Source organism: Oribacterium sp. oral taxon 078 str. F0262, assembly GCF_000160135.1.
Taxonomy (GTDB): domain Bacteria; phylum Bacillota; class Clostridia; order Lachnospirales; family Lachnospiraceae; genus Oribacterium.
Genome location: NZ_GG729933.1, coordinates 6,055 through 26,571, shown reverse-complemented (window position 1 = coordinate 26,571; position 20,517 = coordinate 6,055). Strand labels below are relative to the sequence as shown.

Annotated in this window: 15 protein-coding genes and 1 tRNA gene; 6 read left to right on the top strand and 10 right to left on the bottom strand. The window is 52.0% G+C overall.

Annotated elements, in window-relative coordinates; all coding sequences use genetic code 11:
* Positions 1–97 precede the first annotated feature (97 nt).
* From GCWU000341_RS00125 to rpmH, 10 genes are all read right to left on the bottom strand, one after another.
* Positions 98–1,027, bottom strand: a complete 930-nt coding sequence (locus tag GCWU000341_RS00125) for a ParB/RepB/Spo0J family partition protein (protein ID WP_009213537.1) — start codon at positions 1,025–1,027, stop codon at positions 98–100.
* A gap of 2 nt (positions 1,028–1,029) precedes the next feature.
* The gene (locus GCWU000341_RS00120; RefSeq protein WP_009213536.1) at positions 1,030–1,794 is read right to left on the bottom strand and encodes a ParA family protein; all 765 of its coding nucleotides are present in this window, start codon (positions 1,792–1,794) and stop codon (positions 1,030–1,032) included.
* A 1,153-nt stretch (positions 1,795–2,947) separates the two neighbouring features.
* Positions 2,948–3,733, bottom strand: a complete 786-nt coding sequence (gene rsmG / locus GCWU000341_RS00115) for a 16S rRNA (guanine(527)-N(7))-methyltransferase RsmG (protein ID WP_009213533.1) — start codon at positions 3,731–3,733, stop codon at positions 2,948–2,950.
* A gap of 83 nt (positions 3,734–3,816) precedes the next feature.
* Entirely contained in the window at positions 3,817–5,706 is a 1,890-nt protein-coding gene (gene mnmG, locus GCWU000341_RS00110) for a tRNA uridine-5-carboxymethylaminomethyl(34) synthesis enzyme MnmG (RefSeq protein WP_040652776.1), read from the bottom strand.
* A gap of 527 nt (positions 5,707–6,233) precedes the next feature.
* Complete coding sequence (mnmE, locus tag GCWU000341_RS00105; RefSeq protein WP_009213530.1) at positions 6,234–7,613, bottom strand: tRNA uridine-5-carboxymethylaminomethyl(34) synthesis GTPase MnmE; 1,380 nt, start codon at positions 7,611–7,613, stop codon at positions 6,234–6,236.
* 85 nt (positions 7,614–7,698) lie between these two features.
* Entirely contained in the window at positions 7,699–8,913 is a 1,215-nt protein-coding gene (gene jag / locus GCWU000341_RS00100) for an RNA-binding cell elongation regulator Jag/EloR (RefSeq protein WP_040653060.1), read from the bottom strand.
* 43 nt (positions 8,914–8,956) lie between these two features.
* The gene (locus GCWU000341_RS00095) at positions 8,957–10,282 is read right to left on the bottom strand and encodes a YidC/Oxa1 family membrane protein insertase (RefSeq protein ID WP_040652773.1); all 1,326 of its coding nucleotides are present in this window, start codon (positions 10,280–10,282) and stop codon (positions 8,957–8,959) included.
* Between the two features lie 16 nt (positions 10,283–10,298).
* Positions 10,299–10,514: a membrane protein insertion efficiency factor YidD gene (yidD, locus tag GCWU000341_RS00090; protein ID WP_009213527.1), complete on the bottom strand. Its 216-nt coding sequence runs from the start codon at positions 10,512–10,514 to the stop codon at positions 10,299–10,301.
* A gap of 104 nt (positions 10,515–10,618) precedes the next feature.
* The gene (gene rnpA, locus GCWU000341_RS00085) at positions 10,619–10,984 is read right to left on the bottom strand and encodes a ribonuclease P protein component (protein WP_009213526.1); all 366 of its coding nucleotides are present in this window, start codon (positions 10,982–10,984) and stop codon (positions 10,619–10,621) included.
* A 70-nt stretch (positions 10,985–11,054) separates the two neighbouring features.
* A complete protein-coding gene (rpmH, locus tag GCWU000341_RS12850; RefSeq protein ID WP_081443128.1) occupies positions 11,055–11,183 on the bottom strand; it encodes a 50S ribosomal protein L34 in 129 nt (42 codons plus the stop codon).
* A gap of 340 nt (positions 11,184–11,523) precedes the next feature.
* Between rpmH and dnaA the strand changes: the two genes are divergently transcribed.
* From dnaA to GCWU000341_RS00055, 6 genes are all read left to right on the top strand, one after another.
* On the top strand, positions 11,524–12,888 hold the full coding sequence (gene dnaA / locus GCWU000341_RS00080; protein WP_009213525.1) for a chromosomal replication initiator protein DnaA: 1,365 nt from the start codon (positions 11,524–11,526) through the stop codon (positions 12,886–12,888).
* 158 nt (positions 12,889–13,046) lie between these two features.
* On the top strand, positions 13,047–14,168 hold the full coding sequence (gene dnaN, locus GCWU000341_RS00075) for a DNA polymerase III subunit beta (protein ID WP_009213524.1): 1,122 nt from the start codon (positions 13,047–13,049) through the stop codon (positions 14,166–14,168).
* Positions 14,168–15,307, top strand: coding sequence for a DNA replication/repair protein RecF (gene recF / locus GCWU000341_RS00070; RefSeq protein ID WP_009213523.1), 1,140 nt, complete (start codon positions 14,168–14,170; stop codon positions 15,305–15,307). Before dnaN ends, recF begins: the two co-directional genes overlap by 1 nt.
* 123 nt (positions 15,308–15,430) lie before the next feature.
* Positions 15,431–17,350 carry a DNA topoisomerase (ATP-hydrolyzing) subunit B gene (gene gyrB / locus GCWU000341_RS00065; RefSeq protein WP_040653057.1) on the top strand — a complete coding sequence of 640 codons (1,920 nt, stop codon included), beginning with the start codon at positions 15,431–15,433 and terminating at the stop codon, positions 17,348–17,350.
* Between the two features lie 29 nt (positions 17,351–17,379).
* On the top strand, positions 17,380–19,863 hold the full coding sequence (gene gyrA, locus GCWU000341_RS00060; protein ID WP_009213521.1) for a DNA gyrase subunit A: 2,484 nt from the start codon (positions 17,380–17,382) through the stop codon (positions 19,861–19,863).
* A gap of 301 nt (positions 19,864–20,164) precedes the next feature.
* Positions 20,165–20,254: transfer RNA gene (locus GCWU000341_RS00055), tRNA-Ser, on the top strand.
* Positions 20,255–20,517 lie beyond the last annotated feature (263 nt).

The following is a 20,517-nucleotide window of genomic DNA, read 5'->3' as shown; positions in this document are numbered from 1 at the left end:
TACGCTGATAAAGAGCTCTCTCATAAAGTCCTTTCCCTTCTTCTCTCACGCATGCTCATCGCAGAGCCGGACTTTTGATGCTGAAATCCTCTCCAAATCATATATTTAAGAGAGAGGAGATCCGCTCCAGATCCTCCGGGGAATAATATTCTATCTCAAGTCTTCCCCTTTTCCCATCCCGGGAAACGATGGATACCTTTGTCCCAAGCCTGGACTTCATCCTCTTTTCCAGCTCCCGGCAGGCCAAAAGAAGCTGCTCCCGCTCCCTTCCCTCTTCGCTTCCCTTCTTCTCCTTCTTTCGTCCCCGCCCTTCCCGGGCCAGGCCCTCGATTTCCCGTACAGAGAGCTCCTCTCTCGCGCAGCGCTCCGAGATCTTCCTCCGGAGCGCGCTGTCTCCGATCCCAAGGAGCGCTCTCGCATGCCCCTGACTCATCCTTCCCTCCCGGAGCAAAGACAGAATCTCGGGCTCCAGCTTCAAAAGCCGCAGACTGTTGGTGATCGTGGAACGATTTTTTGAGACCCGGGACGCAAGTTCCTCCTGCGTGAGCCCGTATTCCGTGAGAAGACTCTGATAAGCCATCGCCTCCTCCACGGGATTCAGATCCGATCTTTGGATATTTTCAATGATGGAAATTTCCTTCGCCGTCTTCTCATCGAAGTCCCGGACGATCACCGGAAGCTCAGAAAGCCCTGCGAGCTTCGCTGCCCTCCATCTCCGCTCCCCGGCGACGATCTCATAGAGCGGTCCCTGTTTTTTCACGATCAATGGCTGAATCACGCCGTAGAGCCGGATGGACTCCGCAAGCTCCTGGAGCTTTTCCTCGTCAAAATCCTTCCTGGGCTGATTCCGATTCGGCTGAATCAATCCGATCCGAACAAGCTGCTCCTTTTCTCCCGCCTTTTTCTCCCCGTCTTCTCTCTCTGCTCTCCCCGCGTTTTTCGTCACTCCCTCCGCATGGGCCGAAGCTCTGGATGAGGATGGACCGAAAATCGCGTCCAGACCCTTTCCAAGTCTCTCTCTCGCCATCCCTACTCCTCCCTGTTCATCACTTCCACCGCAAGCTTCCGATAGCTCTCCGCCCCGCTGGAGGCAGAGTCATAGGCGGTGATCGGAAGTCCATGACTCGGTGCCTCCGCAAGGCGCACGTTCCTCGGAATCATACTCTGGAAGATATTCCCCCGAAAATTCTTCCGCACCGTCCTTACAACCTCCTGAGAGAGACGAATTCTCCCATCATACATCGTAAAGACAATGCCCTCGATCAAAAGAGAGGGATTCAGCGCCTCCTGCACGATCTCTATACTGCTTAAAACCTGTCTCAGGCCCTCCAGGGCATAGTATTCACACTGAATCGGAATCAGAACGGTATCCGCCGCGCTCAGAGCGTTTACAGTGATTGTCCCAAGGCTCGGAGGACAGTCGATGAGGAGATATTCATATTTCTCCCGGAGGGGCCGCAGTGCTCCCCGAAGGATGAGATTTTTATTCTCCACATCAGCGAGCTCCGCATCGCACGCGGCAAGACTCATATCCGCCGGAATCAGGTCGAGATTTTCCATCCAATCCCGAAGGATCGTCTCCTCAATACCGGAATTTCCCGTAATTACATCATAGATTGAGCTCCGGATCTCGCTCCTCTCCACTCCCAGGCCGCTGCTCGCGTTCCCCTGAGGGTCGAAATCCAGAAGAAGAACCCTCTGACCGGCCTCCGCGAGTGTCGCGGCGAGATTCACGGCAGTCGTCGTCTTACCCACCCCGCCCTTCTGATTTGTGATCGCGATAATTCGTCCCATGATACCGCACCTCCCGGCCGCCTCCCCCTTCTATGTTTCACGTGAAACATTTTACCCCATGAGGAATGCTGTGTCAAACAAACGGAGGAGCGGTAAAGCGTGAATCTATTGTCAGAAAAAGCAAAAAAGATATCCTCCGGATGCTGTCTCCGTACCTCCTATTGGAGCTCCGCGCTCCGACGCCGCACCGAGCTTTCCTCCCGGTCGCGGCTGGCGGTTTTCTAACAGAGTTCGCAAAGAGCGTGCAGCAGAGCTGCGCAATACTCGTGCTTTTCCTGATGAAAAGCACTCCCTTGCGACAGCTCCGGTACCTGAGGTACCTGTGGCACGCTCTAAGCTCGCTCTGTAAAGAAAACATGTCCAGCCCTGCTCCAACGGGAGAGAAAGCTCGATGCAGCGTCGGACTGCTGTGTTTCTCCCGCTCTGATAAATTGGAAAACCAGGACTTATGCATGGATTTCCCGAACCTACGCCGCACCGCCGAGCGGTCAACCCATAAGCAGGCCTTCTTTTGCCCTGGCATTTAACGCCCGGGTGGCTTCAGCCGACCTCCCTTTGGGAGACACTTCTCTTCGAGAAGACTCAAGGACGCTCCGAGTCTGCCCGATGGCAGACTTCCGCAGCGAAAAGGACGCCATGCCAAAGAAATCTCTTTTCATCAGCGCTCTCCTCCTATCCACCGGATGCCGTCTCCGTACCCCCCTATTGGAGCTGCGCAATACTCGTGCTTTTCCTGATGAAAAGCACTCCCTTGCGACAGCTCCGGTACCTGAGGTACCTGTGGTACGCTCTAAGCTCGCTCTGTAAAGAAAACATGTCCAGCCCTGCTCCAACGGGAGAGAAAGCTTCGACACAACGTCGGAGCGCTGCGTTTCTCCCGCTCTGATAAATTGGAGCACCGGGACTTATGCATGGATTTTCCGAACCCACGCCGAGCGGTCGACCCATAAGCAGGCTTCCTTTTGCCCCGGCGTTTAGCGCCCGAGGAACACCAGCCGATCTCCCTTCGGGATACACTTCTCTTCGAGAAGACTCAAGGACGCTCCAAGTCTGCCTGATAGCAGACTTCTGTGCTCGCGCCGCTGGTCGCGGCAGTCGGAGCGAGAGCGTCCTGCGTTGGGGCGGCCGCTCGGCGATAAAGGCGGCAATAAAATCATTCTCTCTTTCCTGCCATTCCCAGAGGTTCTTTTGATGGGATTCCGGCCCGTCTGGGATAGCGGGACGGACTTTCCCGGAGTTTTCCGATCAAAAGAATACTTCTTTCGATATCGCTCTCCGGCAAAATGAAGCTCTCTCTCTTTATGAGCTTTCCTCCGAGCAGACGAATCGCGGCCTTCGCTTCTTCCAGCTCTTCCTCGATTCCGCCCGCCTTCATCGCAAGGAAATACCCCCCGTTCTTCACAAAGGGAAGGTCATATTCAGAGAGCACAGAGAGCCTCGCGACAGCTCGTGAGACCGAAAAGTCAAAGGCACCCCTCCATTTTCTCTCATGAGCAAGTTCCTCCGCTCTTCCGTGTACACAGGAGATTCCTTTGAGATTAAGCTCCTCTATGAGCTCATTCAGAAAACGAAGGCGTTTCTGAAGGGAATCATTCAGGACGACCTCCAGCTCTGGGAAGGCAATTTTCAGAGCCAGTCCGGGAAATCCGGCTCCGGTTCCGACATCGATGAGTCTCTTTCCCGGAAGGGTATTCCGAAGCAATGTTTCACGTGAAACATCGCCCGCGGAAGGAAGGCTTACCGCTGCCAAGGAAAGGCTGTCCGTGAAATGCTTCAGTACCACATCGGATTCTTCCGTAATCGAGGTAAGATTCATTACCTTGTTTTTTTCCGTCATTCTCTCATAATATAGGAAGAATTTCTCCAGCTGCGCCTCCGTAAGCTCGACCCCGAGAGCCGCCGCACGTCTGCTGAGCCCCTCCCGAAAGCTCTCTGTCATATTCTTTCCTCCCTTTTCCTTCTCCCCTTGATTTTATATCAGACGCCGCGTGAAAGAGAAATCGCAATGTTTCACGTGAAACATCATCCTTTCCTGCGGCGTTTTTCGAGATATACCAAAAGGACACTGATATCCGCCGGGCTGACACCGCTGATTCTCGATGCCATTCCCACATTATCCGGTCGGATGAGCTTCAGTTTCTGCCTGGCCTCCAGCCGCAGATTTCCGACTTCGGCATAGTCGATATCCTCCGGAATTCTCTTTTCTTCCATGCTTTTAAAGTGGGAGACCTGCTGAAGCTGCCGCGCGATATATCCCTTATAGCGGATCTCTATTTCGACCTCCTCCCGGACCTCCGCGGAGAGCTCCGGTCTGTCCGGATCCAGCGGCCGAAGGCTTTCATAGTTGAGTTCCGGCCTTCTGCACAGCTCTGCGAGGGAGACTCCGGATTTGATTTCAGCTGTCCCGAGCTTCCTGAGAATGCGGTTCGTCTCCTCTCCGCCTCCTACAAAGCTCTTCTCCATTCTCTCCGTCTCCCGCTCTATCGCCAGCTTTTTCTCCTGGGTCTTTCGGAGCTCCTCCGCAGAAATCAGTCCGATCCTATAGCCGATCTCCCGGAGGCGAAGGTCCGCGTTGTCCTGTCTCAGCAGGAGACGATACTCTGCCCTGCTCGTCATCATCCGGTAGGGCTCCCGGTTTTCCTTGGTCACGAGATCATCGATCAAAACTCCGATATAGGCCTCCGAGCGGTCCAGCACCACTGCCTTTTTCCCAAGGCAGCGCATCGCAGCATTGACCCCGGCCATGAATCCCTGTACCGCGGCCTCCTCATAGCCGCTGGAACCATTAAATTGTCCGCCGGAAAAAAGGCCGCGAATCGTCTGGAATTCCAGGCTGCTCTTAAGCTGCTGGGAATCGATACAGTCATATTCGATCGCATAGGCGTTCCGCACGATCTCCGCTCTCTCTAACCCCTCCATGCTCCGGTACATATCAATCTGCACATCCTCCGGAAGAGAAGAAGACATCCCGGAGAGATACATTTCATTCGTATACAATCCCTCGGGTTCGATAAAGATCTGATGCCGCTCCTTCTCCGGAAAGCGCATGACCTTATCCTCTATAGAAGGACAATATCTCGGTCCTGTCCCCTCTATCTCTCCATTGTACATGGGAGAGCGTTCAATATTTTTTCGAATGATCTCATGCGTCTTTTCGTTGGTATAAGTCAGATAACAGTCAATCTGCTCCTTCTGCACCGTATCCGGATCCGTGGAAAAGGAAAAGGGAATAACCGGACGATCCCCCTTCTGTATCTCCATCTTCGAGAAGTCAATCGTTCTCCCGTCGATACGGGCCGGCGTCCCCGTCTTAAAGCGAAGCATTCTTACTCCGGCGCGGCGGAGAAACCCGCTCAGATGCCCTGCATTTCTCAGACCGTTTGGCCCGGTATCCTCCGAGACCTCTCCGTAGATACAGCGGGAATTCAGATAGACTCCTGTGCACAGTACAACCGCTCTTGCAAAAAAATCTGTCCCCGCGGCATCCCGCACACCGAAAATCTCTCTTTCTCCTTCGCTCTCCTTAAGCAAAAGCTCCGTGATCTCCGCCTGCCGTATCGTGAGATTCTCCTGATTCTCTACAGTGCGCCGCATCTCCTTCATATATTCCTGCTTATCCGCCTGCGCGCGGAGAGAATGCACCGCCGGACCCTTTGAGCGGTTCAGCATCCGTGACTGGAGGAAAGTCTTATCGATATTCTTCCCCATCTCTCCTCCGAGCGCATCCAACTCCCGGACGAGATGCCCCTTTGAAGAGCCTCCGATATTCGGATTACACGGCATCATCGCGATATGATCCGCGCTGAGACAGAACATGATTGTTTTAAGACCGAGCCGCGCGCAGGCCAGCGCAGCTTCCACACCCGCATGACCGGCACCAACCACCGCCACATCATAAGATAATTCGGTCATACCGAACCTTTCCCTTCCCAAATGTTTCACGTGAAACATACTATATAAACTCTGTTTAGCCGACCTCCCTCCGGGAGGCACTTCTCTTCGAGAAGACTCAAGAACGCTCCGAGTCTGCCTGATGGCAGACTTCTACGCTCGCGCCAGCTGAAGTGAGAACGTCTCGCATTGGACAAGCGAAACGGACAAAGGCAGAGCATTGCCGATCTGACGCTTTGTCCGTCGAAAAGCGGGCCGTCTGCCGCCCCGGCGCTTAGCGATTTGGTCCTTCAAAATCGCTTACGCGTCCGCTGGCCGCGGCAGTCGGAGCGAGAGCGTCCCGCGTTGGACGGGCAAACGACAGATCGATTCACTCCTACTGAAGCCGGCTTCCAAACATAAAAATCTGCTGTAAAGTGGACTCAAAGCACCTCCAACCTTTTCCACTGATCCGAAAGCGACTTCCAAGCGTAAAAATCCAATCCGCATAAGGCAGACTCAAAGCGAAAGCGGCCCAGCTCGGCCACCTTGAATGAGCAAACGGCGGATCACTTCCCCATACAGAATTTACTGAAAATCTCATCGATCAGGTCTTCCGAAACCCTCTCCCCGAGGATCTGCCCCAGTTCTTCGTAGGCCCGCATGATATCAATCGTATAGAAGTCCTCCGGCATACCGATTTCGATCGAGCGGCAGAGCTCACGCAGCGCCTGCCCGGCGTTTTGAAGAAGCTTCCTCTGTCTTTCGCTGCATATGATGAGCTCCTGGTTCCAGCGGAGCTCCCCTCCGAAGAACATTTCCCGGATCTTTTCCGAGAGCATGCTGATTCCCTCTTCGGTTCTCGCGGAGATCGAGAGCACCGGGCAGCCGCTCCTCTTCTTCATCTCCTCCTCCGAGATAATGGTCCTCAAATCCGATTTATTGAGTAGGAGCAGCGCCTTCTTCCCCGGCAGAAAGCGAAGGATCTCTTCATCCGAGCTGTCCAGCGGTCGCGAGGCGTCCACAACGTAGATGATGAGATCCGCGTCCTCCGCGGCCTTTTTGGCTCGTTCCACGCCGATTCTCTCCACAGGATCCTCCGTCTCCCGGATTCCGGCCGTATCAATGGCCCTGAGATTAAGATCCTTGAGGGAGAGCTCCTCCTCCAGCGTGTCTCTCGTCGTCCCCTCGATCTCCGTTACGATCGCCCTCTCTTCTCCCAAAAGAGCATTGAGAAGGGAGGACTTCCCGGCATTGGGTTTTCCGACAATCACCGTGCGGATTCCCTCCCGGAGCAGTCTCCCGGAGGAAAAGGAGGCCTCGAGCGCCTCTGTATCGCGGAGCAGGGATTCCGCATGCAGGCGAAGCTTTTCGGAAAAGCCCTCCAGGGAGATATGTTCCGGATCATCGAGCGCCGCCTCGATATAGGCATCATCCTCTAGGAGAATTTTTCGCATCTCCCGGATCTTTCGGGAAAGTGATCCCCGAAGCTGGGAAAGACCGGCTCGAATCGCATCCTCGCTCCTCGCATGGATGAGATCGGAAACTGCCTCTGCTTCAGAGAGATCGAGTCTTCCGTTCAGAAAAGCTCTCTTCGTAAATTCTCCCGGCTCCGCCGGTCTCGCTCCGCTTCGAACGCAGAGAGAGAGAACCTTTTGGAGGAGAAGCACGCCCCCATGGCAGTTGATCTCCACGCTGTCCTCCCCGGTATAGGAGTGCGGCGCGAGAAAGCTTGTGACGAGAACCTCGTCAACTGCCTCCTCATTGTCATAGACAAAGGCGTAGCGAACCCGGTTTGGCTTTGAAAGATCGAGTCTTTCCCCGCTCTTTGTCCTCAGAAGGCTTCCGGCGACAGAAAGCGCATGCTCTCCGCTGATCCTTATGATGCCGATCCCGGCCTCCGCCGCTGCGGTGGCCAGCGCGCAAATCGTATCCTCTGCTCTCTCCATCTCCGCTCCCTCCGTTTGGCCGTAAAATTCCCTCTCCTTTACAGGAAGCGGGGTATCCCGGATGGGAATACCCCGCTTCCTGCGGTCAATGCTCTCTGCCGCCTCTGTCCTCCCAGTCTCTCTGGGGAGAGGCCTTCGGATAGATCACAACATGGCGGAAGGGCTCATCCCCCTCCGATTTTGTCGCCGCAAAGCGATCGTTCTGCAAAGCCGCATGAATGATGCGGCGCTCATACGGATTCATCGGCTCGAGGCTTACCGGCTTTCTGCTCTTCTTCACCCGGTAGGCGATATTCCTGGCCAGTGTCCGAAGCGTCTGTTCCCTTCTCTTCCTGTAGTCCTCCGTATCCAGCTTTACCCGGATATAATCCTCTCTATGCTCCCTGTTGACTACAAGAGAACAGATGTACTGAAGGGAGTCCAGTGTCTGCCCGCGCTTTCCGATCAGGATTCCCATATCCGGACCCTTTAATTCGATATAGAGCTCGTTGTTTTGGCCCCTGAATTCACTCTCGGCACTGACCTCCATCCCCATTCCGAGGAGAACGGAGCGTAGGAAGGAAAGTGCTCTCTCATCGGCTTCCCTCACTTCACTTTCGGAGATCTGCTTCGTCTCTCGCTGTCTGACATGGGATGGGGGCTTACTCATCAGCATATTGGCGGGATCGTAGCCGCCTCGGCTGAATTTCCCTTCTGTATGGTTCTCCTCATTCCCCTGATTTCTGCTCCGGTAAGGAGATCTTTCTCTAGGAGAAAAGTCCGGACCATTTCTCTTTCCGAATCTTTCTTTTCTTCCCGATCCTGTATCCCGCTCTTCTCTCCTCCTTCCATTTCCCCTTCGCTCTATTCTTCTCTCCCGAGGTTCTCTCTGTTCTTCCCTTTTTTCTTCCCTTCTCCCGCTCTCTTCCGGAGACGACACAGGGATCGAAGAAAAGGCTTTCTCCTCTGAGAAAGTTGCTTCCGCTTCTTTCTCTCTCCGTTCCGCTCTCTTCGTCCCGCTCTCCGGGATCCTCTCTCTTTTTTTCTTCTCTTCTCTTTCTTTTGTGAGGCTGTCCTCTCCCTCTTCCTTGATCTTTCCGGAGGTAATGCTCCTGATCTCTCTCTCCAGGCGCTCCAGTTCTTTCTGTTCTTCCTTTACGCTGGCCTCTAAAATCCAGGGCTTTGCCCCAATGCCGAAGAGCCCCCCCGTCCCCTGTACTAAAACATGATAAGAAAGCCTGTCTGAAGTCGTGTGCAGCTGGATCAATGCCTTCGTGATCGCCTCATCCTTTGTCTTTGCGGAAACTCTGATTTTTTCCATTTTCATACCTCAGCCAAGAGCCTTTCGGTCCCCTGGCCAAACCTTAGTCCTTTTTCTTCTCGTTCTTTTCGTTGTAAAGCCTCACCATATTCGCCTTACTCGCGAGACTCCCCTCTTTCGCATTCTGGTTATAGTATTCTGTGGACTCCTTCGTCCTCACATTTTGCTTCGCAATCGTCTCCATCCGGCTCTTCTCCGCGTGGTCCATCTTCGCCTGCATGGATTGAATTTTCTGCTCCACGGCCCGCTCATCGATCGGCGGAAGTCCCTTCCTCGCCCTCCTCGCATTCGCCTTCGCCATGGACTCCTGTAAAAGCTCCTCGTTTGTCTTCTTTCCGAAGAACCAGTTCAGGGCCAGCTGCTGAATCAGCATAAAGAGAGAGGAGGCGATCCAGTAGAGTCCGATACCGGAGGCAAAGGAGAAGCAGAAGTACACCGACATCAGCGGCATCATGATATTCATGCTCTTCATCATCTGTGCCGACTGATCACTTCCGTCCGCTGCCGCCATATTCTGCTTTTGCATGAGTATCGTACTCGCCCACTGTGTGAGCCCCGCTAGGATCGGTATCAGCCAATAAATCGTCGGCCGCAGTCCATAGGAAGAAGGAGCCGTGGAAAGATTCAGTCCCAGGAAGCTATTGATATGCTGCGCCTTCAGCGCCGCGCTCTCAATCACAGAGGAAGCTTGCGGAAAGCTCTCGGAAAGCTTGAGCCACTGCGCCGGATTCAGACGATAGAGAAAATCAATGATAAAATTCTGCACGGCATCCGCGCTGTATTTTGTCGGATCGCTCTGTCCCAGATTGTGGAGCAGCTTCAGCGTAGACGTCAAATCATTGGAATTTGCGAATTCCACCAGCTTTGAAGCCGCATCAGCTCCGCCAATCGAGGAGCATACCTTCTCATAAATCACCCGGACAGAGGGGACATAGGCCGGGATATTCATGATAATCCGGTAGAGCGCGAAAATGATCGGAAGCTGCAGAACGAGGGGCAGACAGCCGGAGGTCATAGAAGTTCCATATTTCTCATAGACAGCCTTCATCTCCGTCTGCTGCGCCATCATCGACGCGTTATCCGACTTATTCTTGTATTTTTCCTGAATCGCCTTGATCTCCGGCTGCATGACCTGCATCATTCTGGAGGACTTCTGCTGCTTCAGCGAGGTCGGAAAGAGAAGGATCCTCGTGACCAGAGTAAATAAAATGATGGCCAGGCCGATATTCGGGATTCCGATCCTGTCCAAAAAAACATAGATTGCATTCATAATCAGCCCGAGTATCGTTACGATCAGATTCCAAATCGGGCCGAACAGCGGAATATTAGACGTATTCTTCGTCAACAAAGCCAATGATAAGTAATTCAAATTCTACCCTCCATAGTCAGGGAACAGGATCATATCCGCCCTTGGCAAAAGGATTGCAGCGCAAAATCCTCCAGACCGCCAGCAATGTTCCTTTTACAGATCCATACTTTCTGATCGCCTCGATGGCATATTGAGAGCAGGTCGGCGTGTACCTGCAGCAGCAGGATCCCTTTATCGGAGAAAGATATTTCTGATAAAAGCGGATCAGCGCTATTTCCATTTTCTTTATCATATTGGAATTATCCCATCCCCCGTCCCGCGGCTGCCCACGATTATCGAAATTTTAAGATGACTTTCTTCCTATTATATAAGAATTCAAAATGAAATCTTCCAAGATCAGAATTCGGCCATAGCTCCATCCGTCTCTTCCTCTTCCAGGATGTGATGCCTGCTGCATAGCTCGAGATAGGCCCTCTCAATTTTTCGATAATCGGCTGAAGCCGAAGCCTTTCGAACAACCACAATGATGTCCAGCCCTTGTTTCAGATTTTTGTTCCGTCGAAATATTTCCCTGAGCTTTCTCGCCAGGCCGTGTCTCACGACAGAATTTCCGATCTTTTTGGAGCAGGAAATTCCAAGACGGTTCCCCTCCATTCCATTTGGAAAAACATAGACCGCAAGACAATCATTCGCGCGGGATTTCCCCCTCTGATATGCTCTTTGATAATCCGCACTTTTCTTTACGGACGGGAAGCGTTTCATAAAATATCTCCAGTATGGAAGAAAGACCGCCCGAAAAGCGGTCTCTTCTCGTTTACTCTATGTGCTGAGCTTACACAGTCAGAGACGCTCTTCCCTTCGCTCTTCTGGCAGCCAGTACTTTTCTTCCGCCGGCCGTAGCCATCCTGGCTCTGAATCCGTGAACCTTTGCTCTCTGTCTCGTCTTTGGCTGAAATGTCATTTTCCCCTTGTGCACGGCAATCCCCCCTTTCCTACTTTTTTCGGGCAAACATCGCTCTCATTATATAGATTGGGTCCTCATCCGTCAAGAGATATCCTTTTTCCCCCTATCCCCGGCTTTATCCACAGATTTATACACTTATCCACAGTACAAAAATCTATCCACAAAATGTTGATAGATTGTGGACAAGTGCATAGTGTGCATAGGATAAATCCACATTTTACGGGCTTTTTCCCACTTCTCCACCCCTTCCTGCCTTACTTATCCACATTCAGCTTGCTATTCTATCCACAATCGGGTATGCTATATACACTTTTTTCACAGCGCATTGGAGTTTATCATGTCGGAACAATTCGAAGTCATAAAAGGAAAATGGGAAATGATCCTGGAATATGTCCGGGATAATTTTGATGTGATGCCCGTATCCTACAAGACCTGGCTAAAGCCCCTGGAGCTCTGCGACTTTATTGATGGAGAGCTCATTATTATTGCGCCGGATCAGGTCTTTTGCCAATACATCGAAAAACGCTATAGTACGATTCTCAAGGTTTCGATCGAGGAGATCAGCGGAATCTCCTCGGAGATCCGCCTCATTACAGCAGAGGAAGTGAGAAATTATCATAAGGCAGGAGAAAAAAAGCTCACAGAAGAGGACTTTCCCCAGATCTTAAAAAAAGCGAATCTGAATCCCCGCTATACCTTCGACAGCTTTGTCGTCGGTTCCTCAAACAATCTCGCCCATGCGGCGAGCCTCGCCGTCGCGGAATCCCCGGGAGAAATCTACAATCCTCTCTATATCTATGGGGGAGCCGGACTCGGGAAGACTCACCTCATGCAGTCGATCGCTCACTTTATCTTAAAATCCAATCCGCAGTCCAATATCCGCTATGTGACATCGGAGACCTTCATCAATGAGTTCGTCGACTCGATCCGAAACAAGAACAATCTCTCCCCGGCCGAATTTCGGAAGAATTATCGGGATCTGGATGTTCTCCTCATAGACGATATCCAGTTTATCATCGGCAAGGAGGGAACGCAGGAGGAATTTTTCCACACCTTTAATACTCTCTATGAGAACAAGCGCCAGATCATTATCGCATCCGATAAACCGCCGAGAGACATCGACAATCTGGAAGACAGGCTGCGCTCTCGCTTCGAGGTCGGTCTCATCGTAGATATCCAGATGCCGGACTACGAGACCAGAATGGCAATCCTTCGGAAAAAGGAGGAACTCGAGGGCTACAGCATTGACAACGAAGTCATCAAATACATCGCGACAAATATAAAATCCAATGTCAGAGAGCTGGAGGGAGCCCTGACTAAAATCGTCGCAATGTCCCGGCTCGAAAAGAAGGATGTCACGCTGGAGCTCGCCGAGGAACTTCTGAAGGACCATATCAGCTCGGAGGCACCAAAGGAGGTGACGGCACAGCTCATCATCTCCCTGGTCGCGGAACACTTCAATCTGAATGACGGCGACCTCTCCTCTCAGAGAAAGAACAAGGAAATTGTGCTTCCCCGGCAGATCGCGATGTATCTTTGCCGGGAGATGACGGAATCTCCTCTGAAGGCCGTCGGTGAGCTCCTCGGCGGAAGGGACCATACCACGATCATGCACGGGCACGATAAAATATCCACAGAATTACGCACAAACGAACAATTAAAATCCACAATCGAGGCCTTGCGGAAAAAGATAGCTCCCTGAGGAAATCTTGTCCACAGCCCGCTGCACAGCATTTTAACGTACTTATCCCGGACAGAAAATGACGATATTCTGCGCTTCCTTCGGGATTTTCACTTTTCCACAGCTCCTACTGATACTACTGGATAAAAAAGAAAAAGAAGAAAAGGAGAAACCGCCTCATGAAACTGCAATTTCAAAAGGATGCTCTGATTTCCTCCATCAATATCGCCATAAAGGCCGTTCCCTCAAAAAGCACCATGCCGATTATGGAATGCCTCCTTCTGGATGCCTCCAACGGAAAAATCTGTCTTGTGGGAAATGATACGGAATTCGGGATTGAAACTGTCTGCCGGGGAGAGATTTTGGAAGCGGGAAAGGTGGCACTGGATGCGAGGCTTTTCTCTGAAATTATTAAAAAACTGCCTCAGGATAACGAACTTTCTGTTTTAATAGAAAGTGATGAGCATTTTGTCACCACAATTCGCTGCGAAAAGTCCGTCTTTAAGATTTCGGGGAAGGACGGCAATGAATTTACCATGATTCCCGGAATCGACCGAAGCAATTCTGTCTCTCTCTCTCAGTTCACGCTGAAAAGCTTCATCAATCAGACGATCTTTTCTGTCGCTCTCAATGAGAGCAATAAGAAGATGACGGGAGAGTTTCTGGAGGTAAAGGGGGATCTTTTTTCCGTGTGTTCTCTGGATGGGCATCGGATCTCGATCCGCCGCACGCAGCTTAAGGAAAGCTGTCCGGAGATGAAGGCCATTGTACCCGGGAAAGCATTGATTGAGATTTCCAGGATACTGAGCGGAGGCCTGAAGGATGAGGTAATGATTTACTTTACGAAGAATCATATCCTCTTCGAGTTTGATGATACCCTGGTGCTGAGCCGTCTGATCGATGGGGAGTATTTCCATGTCGCGCAGATGCTCTCAGAGGATTATGATACGAAAATTACGGTAAACCGAAGAGAGCTTCTGGATTCCATCGAGAGATCCACTATCTTTGTACAGGACAATGAGAAGCAGCCCTTGATCCTCCGTATCTCCGACGGCCTTCTCTCTCTTCTCATAAGCTCTGATCTCGGAAGGATGGATGCGGAGGTCTCCATAGAAAAGAGCGGAAATGATCTCATGATTGGCTTTAACCCCAGATATCTGGCGGATGCGCTTCGGAATATTGACTCGGAATCCGTTTCCATTTACTTTACGATTCCGCGCTCTCCTCTTTTCATCCGGGATGATGAAGAGACTTATACGTATATGATACTCCCGGTCAATTTCAATGCGGACGCCATCTGATGCAGATCGACTCGCTGGAATTACAGAATTTCAGAAATTATGAAAATCTGAGCCTCCATCTCTGCCGGGGAAGCAATATCCTCTACGGAGAGAATGCTCAGGGGAAGACGAATCTCCTCGAAGCGATTTTCATGGCCTGTACGGCGAAATCCTACCGTTTTACGAAGGATCGGGACCTGATCCGCTTCGGGGAGGAGGAGGCCCACATCAAGCTTATCCTGAGGAAGGGAAGTGCTCCTTATCGGATCGATATGCATCTGAAAAGGAATCAATCGAAGGGGATCGCGATCGATGAGATCCCGATTCGAAGGGCCTCGGAGCTTTTCGGGATTGCAAATATCGTATGCTTTTCCCCGGAGGATCTCTCCCTCATAAAGGACGGCCCCGTGGTCCGCAGGAGATTTCTGGATCTTGAACTCTGTCAGCTGAACAGGGGTTATCTCCAGGAGCTTGGGAGATATGGAAGGATCCTGAATCAGAGAAACCGCCTTTTAAGGGATATTCCCTTTAAGGCCGGCCTTTTGGATACGCTTTCTGTCTGGGATGAGCAGCTGCTTTCCTCGGGGATAGCTCTGATCGAGATCAGAAGCGCCTTTATGAAGCGCCTTTCTCCGATTATTTCGGAGATCCACGGGAGGCTTTCGGGGGGGAGGGAAAAGATCGAGGTCGACTATGAGCCAAATGTAAAAGCGGAAAATTTTCGGAAGAAGCTTTCTCTTCTCCGGGAATCCGAGCTCAAGCAGCACCTGAGTCTTGCCGGTCCGCATCGGGACGATATTTCATTTCGAATCGACGGGAGAGATATCCGGAAGTTCGGTTCCCAGGGGCAGCAGAGAACTGCGGCTTTGGCGCTTAAGCTCTCGGAGATTGAGCTGGTCCGGGAAATGATCGATGATACCCCGATACTGCTTTTGGATGATGTGCTCTCTGAGCTGGATTCTGCGAGGCAGAACTACCTTCTTAAGATTTTAAAGGATACGCAGAATATCATAAGCTGTACCGGTCTCGACGATTTCCTCTCCAAGCGCTTTCCGATCGATCAGCTCTATCAGGTAGAGGGAGGGAAGATCAGAGAGCTCCCGCGCTCAGATACAAAAGTCTGTTCGGGATACCGTTTTTCTGATACAATAAAAGGATAATGGAAATATATTTGCTGTCGCCATTGCTTTCGGCATGGATCTTATACTTGATCCGTCCGATGAGGAGGGAACGTGTCAATAGAGCAGAATGAGAGAGAGGATCTGGAGAGAGAGCGGGAGCTTATGAAGGGCTCTGAGAATTACGGTGCGGATCAGATTCAGATTCTGGAAGGACTGGAAGCCGTGAGAAAGAGGCCCGGTATGTATATCGGCACGACCTCCTCCCGCGGGCTGCATCATCTGGTCTATGAGATCGTGGATAATTCTGTGGATGAAGCTCTCGCGGGCTACTGCGGGGAAATCTCTGTCACGATAGAGCCGGATAATTCCATCACGGTGGAGGATGACGGGAGAGGGATTCCCGTCGATATCCAGAAAAAGGCGGGGAAGCCCGCTCTTGAGGTCGTTTTTACGGTACTTCACGCGGGCGGGAAGTTCGGGGGCTCCGGCTATAAGGTCTCCGGCGGACTGCACGGTGTGGGAGCCTCCGTCGTGAACGCGCTGTCCAGGAAGCTTTGGGTCAGGGTCTACAGGGATGGAAAAATCTATCAGATGGATTTTGAGCGCGGAAAGACGACTGCGCCGATGCGTGTCGTCGGCTCCTGTGAGCCGGAAAGGCATGGGACAAGCGTTCACTTTCAGCCGGACCCGGAGATCTTTGAGGAGACAGTATACGATTTTGAAACGCTGAAGGTGCGTCTTCGGGAGACGGCCTTTTTGACGCGGGCGCTCCGCATCAATCTAAAGGACAAAAGAGAAGGACAGGAGCAGGAGAAGAGCTTTCACTTTGAGGGCGGAATTAAGGAATTTGTGAGCTATCTGAACCGGGGAAAGGATCCCCTTTATTCCGAGGTCATCTACTGCGAGGGAGAGAAGGATAAGATTTTCGTCGAAGTGGCGATGCAACACAATGATTCCTATACGGAAAACATCTATACCTTTGTCAACAATATCAATACCCCGGAGGGAGGGACGCATCTCACCGGCTTTAAGAACGCACTCACAAAAACCTTTAATGATTACGCAAGGCAGAATAAGCTTTTAAAGGATTCGGAGCCGAATCTCTCCGGAGAGGATATCCGGGAGGGACTGACCGGTATTATCTCCGTTAAGATCGAGGATCCGCAGTTTGAGGGACAGACCAAGCAAAAGCTCGGGACTTCGGAGGCGCAGACCGCGGTGCAGAGCATTGTTTCAGAGCAGCTCACTTATTTTCTGGAGCAAAATCCGTCTGTTGCAAAAATCATGTGCGAGAAATCGATCCTCGCGCAGCGCGCAAGGGCGGCGGCGAGAAAGGCCAGAGATCTCACGAGGCGAAAATCAGCGCTTGAGGGGGTGGGACTTCCCGGAAAGCTCGTAGACTGTTCCAGCCGCGACCCGGCAAGCTGCGAGATCTTTATCGTGGAGGGAGATTCCGCCCTCGGCCCCGCAAAGGAGGGCAGGAATGTGGAGACGCAGGCGGTGCTTCCGCTCAGAGGGAAGGTTCTGAACGTGCAGAAGGCCCGGCTGGACAGAATCTATGCGAATGAAGAGATCAAGGGGATGATCACAGCCTTCGGCACGGGAATCAATGAGGATTTTGATATCACAAAGCTTCGCTACCATAAAATCATCATCATGACGGATGCGGATGTGGACGGAGCGCATATTGCGACCCTGATGCTGACCTTTATCTATAACTTTATGCCGGAGCTCATCAGACAGGGGCATATCTATCTCGCGCAGCCGCCTCTTTTCAATATTCAGAAAAATAAAAAGCATTACTATGCCTATTCCGATGAGGAGTATCAGAATATTCTGCGGGAGATCGGGGCGGAGGGGACAGATGTATCCCGCTTCAAGGGACTCGGCGAGATGGATACGGAGGAGCTTGCGGAGACCACGATGGATCCGGAGACCAGGACGCTTTTGAGAGTCAATATGGCAGAGGACGACAGGGCGGAGCTCGACCTCACCTTTACCACTCTGATGGGAGATCAGGTGGAGCCGAGGAGAGAGTTCATTGAGCAGAATGCGAAGTATGTGAATCATCTGGATGTCTGATCGTTCAGAGGGACAGAAGGAGGCGGATTTTGGAGCCGAATATCTTTGACAAGGTTCAGGACGTCGATTTAAAGAAGACGATGGAGAACTCCTATATCGATTACGCGATGAGCGTCATCGTGTCGAGGGCGATCCCGGATGTCAGAGACGGACTGAAGCCGGTGCAGAGAAGAGTTTTATACTCTTTGCAGTCTCTGGGGGTCACTCCGGATAAAAAGACGAAGAAGTGCGCGACCATCGTCGGGGAGACCATGGGAAAGTATCATCCCCACGGGGATTCCTCGATCTATGGGGCCCTCGTTTACATGGGACAGCCCTGGTCCATGAGACATGTTCTGATCGATAAGCAGGGGAATTTCGGCTCTGAGGACGGCGACAGTCCCGCTGCCATGCGCTATACTGAGGCGAAGATGTCCCGCATCGCGGCAGAGATGCTCTTTGGCATCAACAAGGACACCGTCGACTTCATGCCGAATTTTTCGAACGAGTATGAGGAGCCGACAGTGCTTCCGGCGAGATTTCCGAATCTTTTAGTGAACGGAGCCACGGGGATCGCGGTCGGCATGGCGACCAATATTCCGCCTCACAATCTGAGGGAGGTCATCGATGCGCTGGATCTCATCATCTCCGATCGGATCGAGGGGAGGGAGACGGAGCTGGATGAGATTATCAAGAAGATCAAGGGGCCGGATTTTCCCACCGGCGCTCTGATACTCGGGCGAAGAGGAATAGAGGAGGCATACCGAAGCGGAAGGGGAAAGATCAAAATGCGGGCCGTCTGCGAGATTGAGCCCATGCAGAGCGGGAAGCATCGGATCCTCGTAAAGGAGCTCCCCTATCTCGTCTGCCGCTCCCGGATCATCGAAAAGGTGGCGGAGCTTGTGAAGGACAAGAAAATCGACGGAATCACCTTCATAAACGATGCTGCCGGGAAGGGCTCCAGTGCAAAAATCAATATTGAGCTCCGAAAGGATGCGAATCCGAATGTAATTCTGAATCAGCTCTATAAGCATACACAGCTGCAGGATACCTTCGGCGTTATCATGCTCTGCATCGTAAACGGAGAGCCCAGAATCCTGAATTTGCAGGAGATGCTGAATGAATTTCTGAAGCATCAGATCAATGTCGTGACGAGGCGGACCCGCTATGACCTCAATAAATGTGAGGAGAGGGCTCATATTCTGGAGGGACTTTTAAAGGCCCTCGATCATATCGATGAAATCGTCCGGATTATCCGAGCGGCGGATACCGTGGAAAAGGCGAAGCAGGATCTCATCGCCCGCTTCGCGTTCAGTGACGCACAGGCACAGGCGATCGTGGATATGAGGCTTCGCGCTCTGACCGGACTGGAGAGAGGGAGACTTCAGTCGGAATACGAAGAGCTCCTTCGAAGAATTGCGCGCTACCGGGAGATTCTTTCCGATCAGAGGGAGCTTCTCTCTGTGATCCGGGAAGAGCTGACGCAGTTAAAGGAGAAATTCGGAGAGAAGCGCCGGACGCAGTTTGCCTTTGACGATGCCCTGGACGATGAAGACCTCATTCCGGATGATGACATTGTGATATCCTCTACGCGCCTTGGCTATATCAAGCGCATGTCTCCGGAAAATTTCCGGCAGCAGAACCGGGGCGGGAAGGGAATCCGCGGGATGCAGACCCTTGATAATGACAATATCGAGGATCTTTTCATGAGCACAAACCATCATTATATCATGCTCTTTACCAATAAGGGGCGCTGCTTCAGAATCAAGGGCTATGAGATCCCGGAGGCCTCCCGGACCTCCCGGGGCACGGCTTTGGTAAATCTTCTCAAGCTGCAGCCGGAGGAGAGAGTCAATGCCTGCTTCAGTCTCCGGGACCTTTCCTCGGAGCAATATCTCGTGCTCGCGACGAAATCCGGCCTTGTGAAGAAGACCCCGCTCTCTCAGTATGCCAATGTGCGGAAGAACGGACTGATCGCGATGAATATCCGGGAGGATGACCAGCTCATCGAGGCGAAGCTGGTCGATCCGGGAGAGGAGATCATGCTTGTCACGAAAAAGGGCATGGCGATCCGCTTCCGCGAGGAGGATATCCGGAGCACCGGGCGTTCCGCCATGGGAGTGCGGGGCATAAGACTCGACTCCGGCGACGAGCTGATCGGGATGCAGAAGCTCTCTCAGGGAGGCTATCTTCTCCTGGTCTCGGAAAAGGGCTATGGGAAGCTCACAGCTACAGAGGAATTCAAGCCGCAAAACCGCGGGGGAAAGGGGCTTCACTGCTATCGCATCACGGAAAAGACCGGCGATCTCGTGGGCTTTAAGCTCTGTGATCAGGACAGGGAAATCATGCTGATTACCTCTGAGGGAATTCTCATCCGCATGAGCCTCGAAAAGGTCTCCGTCATAGGGAGAAACACCTCCGGCGTAAAGTTCATGGATCTTCCGAAAAACGGAGATACCGTAATCGCATCGATCGCAAAGGTCAGGGAGTCCTCCGAGGGAGAGGAAGAGGATTCCGAGGAGACAGACTCCTAAAGTGAAATTTCATCGGGAAGCTTCGCCGTGATTCCGTCCTTTCGCTGTGCTCAGCGACTAAGTTTTTTCAGGCTTTTCCGCTTTCGGGCGGAAGAACAGCCCTTATGCCGCTATGAGTGGATATTTCTTTTAATAGGCTTATTTGCGGCCTTTGGATTTTACGGATCCCGGCAAAAAGACATTGACAGAGAACTTTTTTATTGCTAATCTAGATAGGCACCGGTAAAAACGGTGTTCCCGGAAAAGCTTCCGGGCCCGCATTGATAAGAGGGAGATATCGGATCAGAGCGGGAATTCAAAGGGAGAAATACTCAAGAGGCCGAAGAGGCGCCCCTGCTAAGGGTGTAGGTCGGGTTAAACCGGCGCGAGGGTTCAAATCCCTCTTTCTCCGCTTGGCAGCTCCGCAAAAAGCAGAATAAAATGCTTGACAAGACTGCGGCGGCCTGCTATCATAAGCAAGCTGTCCCAAGGGGACGGCGAGGACCTTGAAAATCAAAGATCGAATCATACACAGACCCTGAATATTCGAAACGGCGAAAGCCGTCTCTGTTTGGAAGCGGAAGAATGCGGAAGGACAGAGGAGAGATTCAGAAAGCACAGAAAGTGCAGCGAAGAAAACTCGCAGTAAAAGAAGGAAAAAAGCCAAGCTTAAGA

Excerpts from the sequence above, each read along its gene's own strand:
- dnaA (WP_009213525.1), top strand. The coding sequence starts at position 11,524 with ATGTCGGAACAATTCGAAGTCATAAAAGGAAAATGGGAAATGATCCTG.
- GCWU000341_RS00120 (WP_009213536.1), bottom strand. The coding sequence starts at position 1,794 with ATGGGACGAATTATCGCGATCACAAATCAGAAGGGCGGGGTGGGTAAG.
- mnmG (WP_040652776.1), bottom strand. The coding sequence starts at position 5,706 with ATGACCGAATTATCTTATGATGTGGCGGTGGTTGGTGCCGGTCATGCG.
- rsmG (WP_009213533.1), bottom strand. The coding sequence starts at position 3,733 with ATGACAGAGAGCTTTCGGGAGGGGCTCAGCAGACGTGCGGCGGCTCTC.
- recF (WP_009213523.1), top strand. The coding sequence starts at position 14,168 with ATGCAGATCGACTCGCTGGAATTACAGAATTTCAGAAATTATGAAAAT.
- rpmH (WP_081443128.1), bottom strand. The coding sequence starts at position 11,183 with ATGACATTTCAGCCAAAGACGAGACAGAGAGCAAAGGTTCACGGATTC.
- jag (WP_040653060.1), bottom strand. The coding sequence starts at position 8,913 with ATGGAAAAAATCAGAGTTTCCGCAAAGACAAAGGATGAGGCGATCACG.
- mnmE (WP_009213530.1), bottom strand. The coding sequence starts at position 7,613 with ATGGAGAGAGCAGAGGATACGATTTGCGCGCTGGCCACCGCAGCGGCG.
- yidD (WP_009213527.1), bottom strand. The coding sequence starts at position 10,514 with ATGATAAAGAAAATGGAAATAGCGCTGATCCGCTTTTATCAGAAATAT.
- rnpA (WP_009213526.1), bottom strand. The coding sequence starts at position 10,984 with ATGAAACGCTTCCCGTCCGTAAAGAAAAGTGCGGATTATCAAAGAGCA.
- dnaN (WP_009213524.1), top strand. The coding sequence starts at position 13,047 with ATGAAACTGCAATTTCAAAAGGATGCTCTGATTTCCTCCATCAATATC.
- gyrB (WP_040653057.1), top strand. The coding sequence starts at position 15,431 with ATGAAGGGCTCTGAGAATTACGGTGCGGATCAGATTCAGATTCTGGAA.
- GCWU000341_RS00125 (WP_009213537.1), bottom strand. The coding sequence starts at position 1,027 with ATGGCGAGAGAGAGACTTGGAAAGGGTCTGGACGCGATTTTCGGTCCA.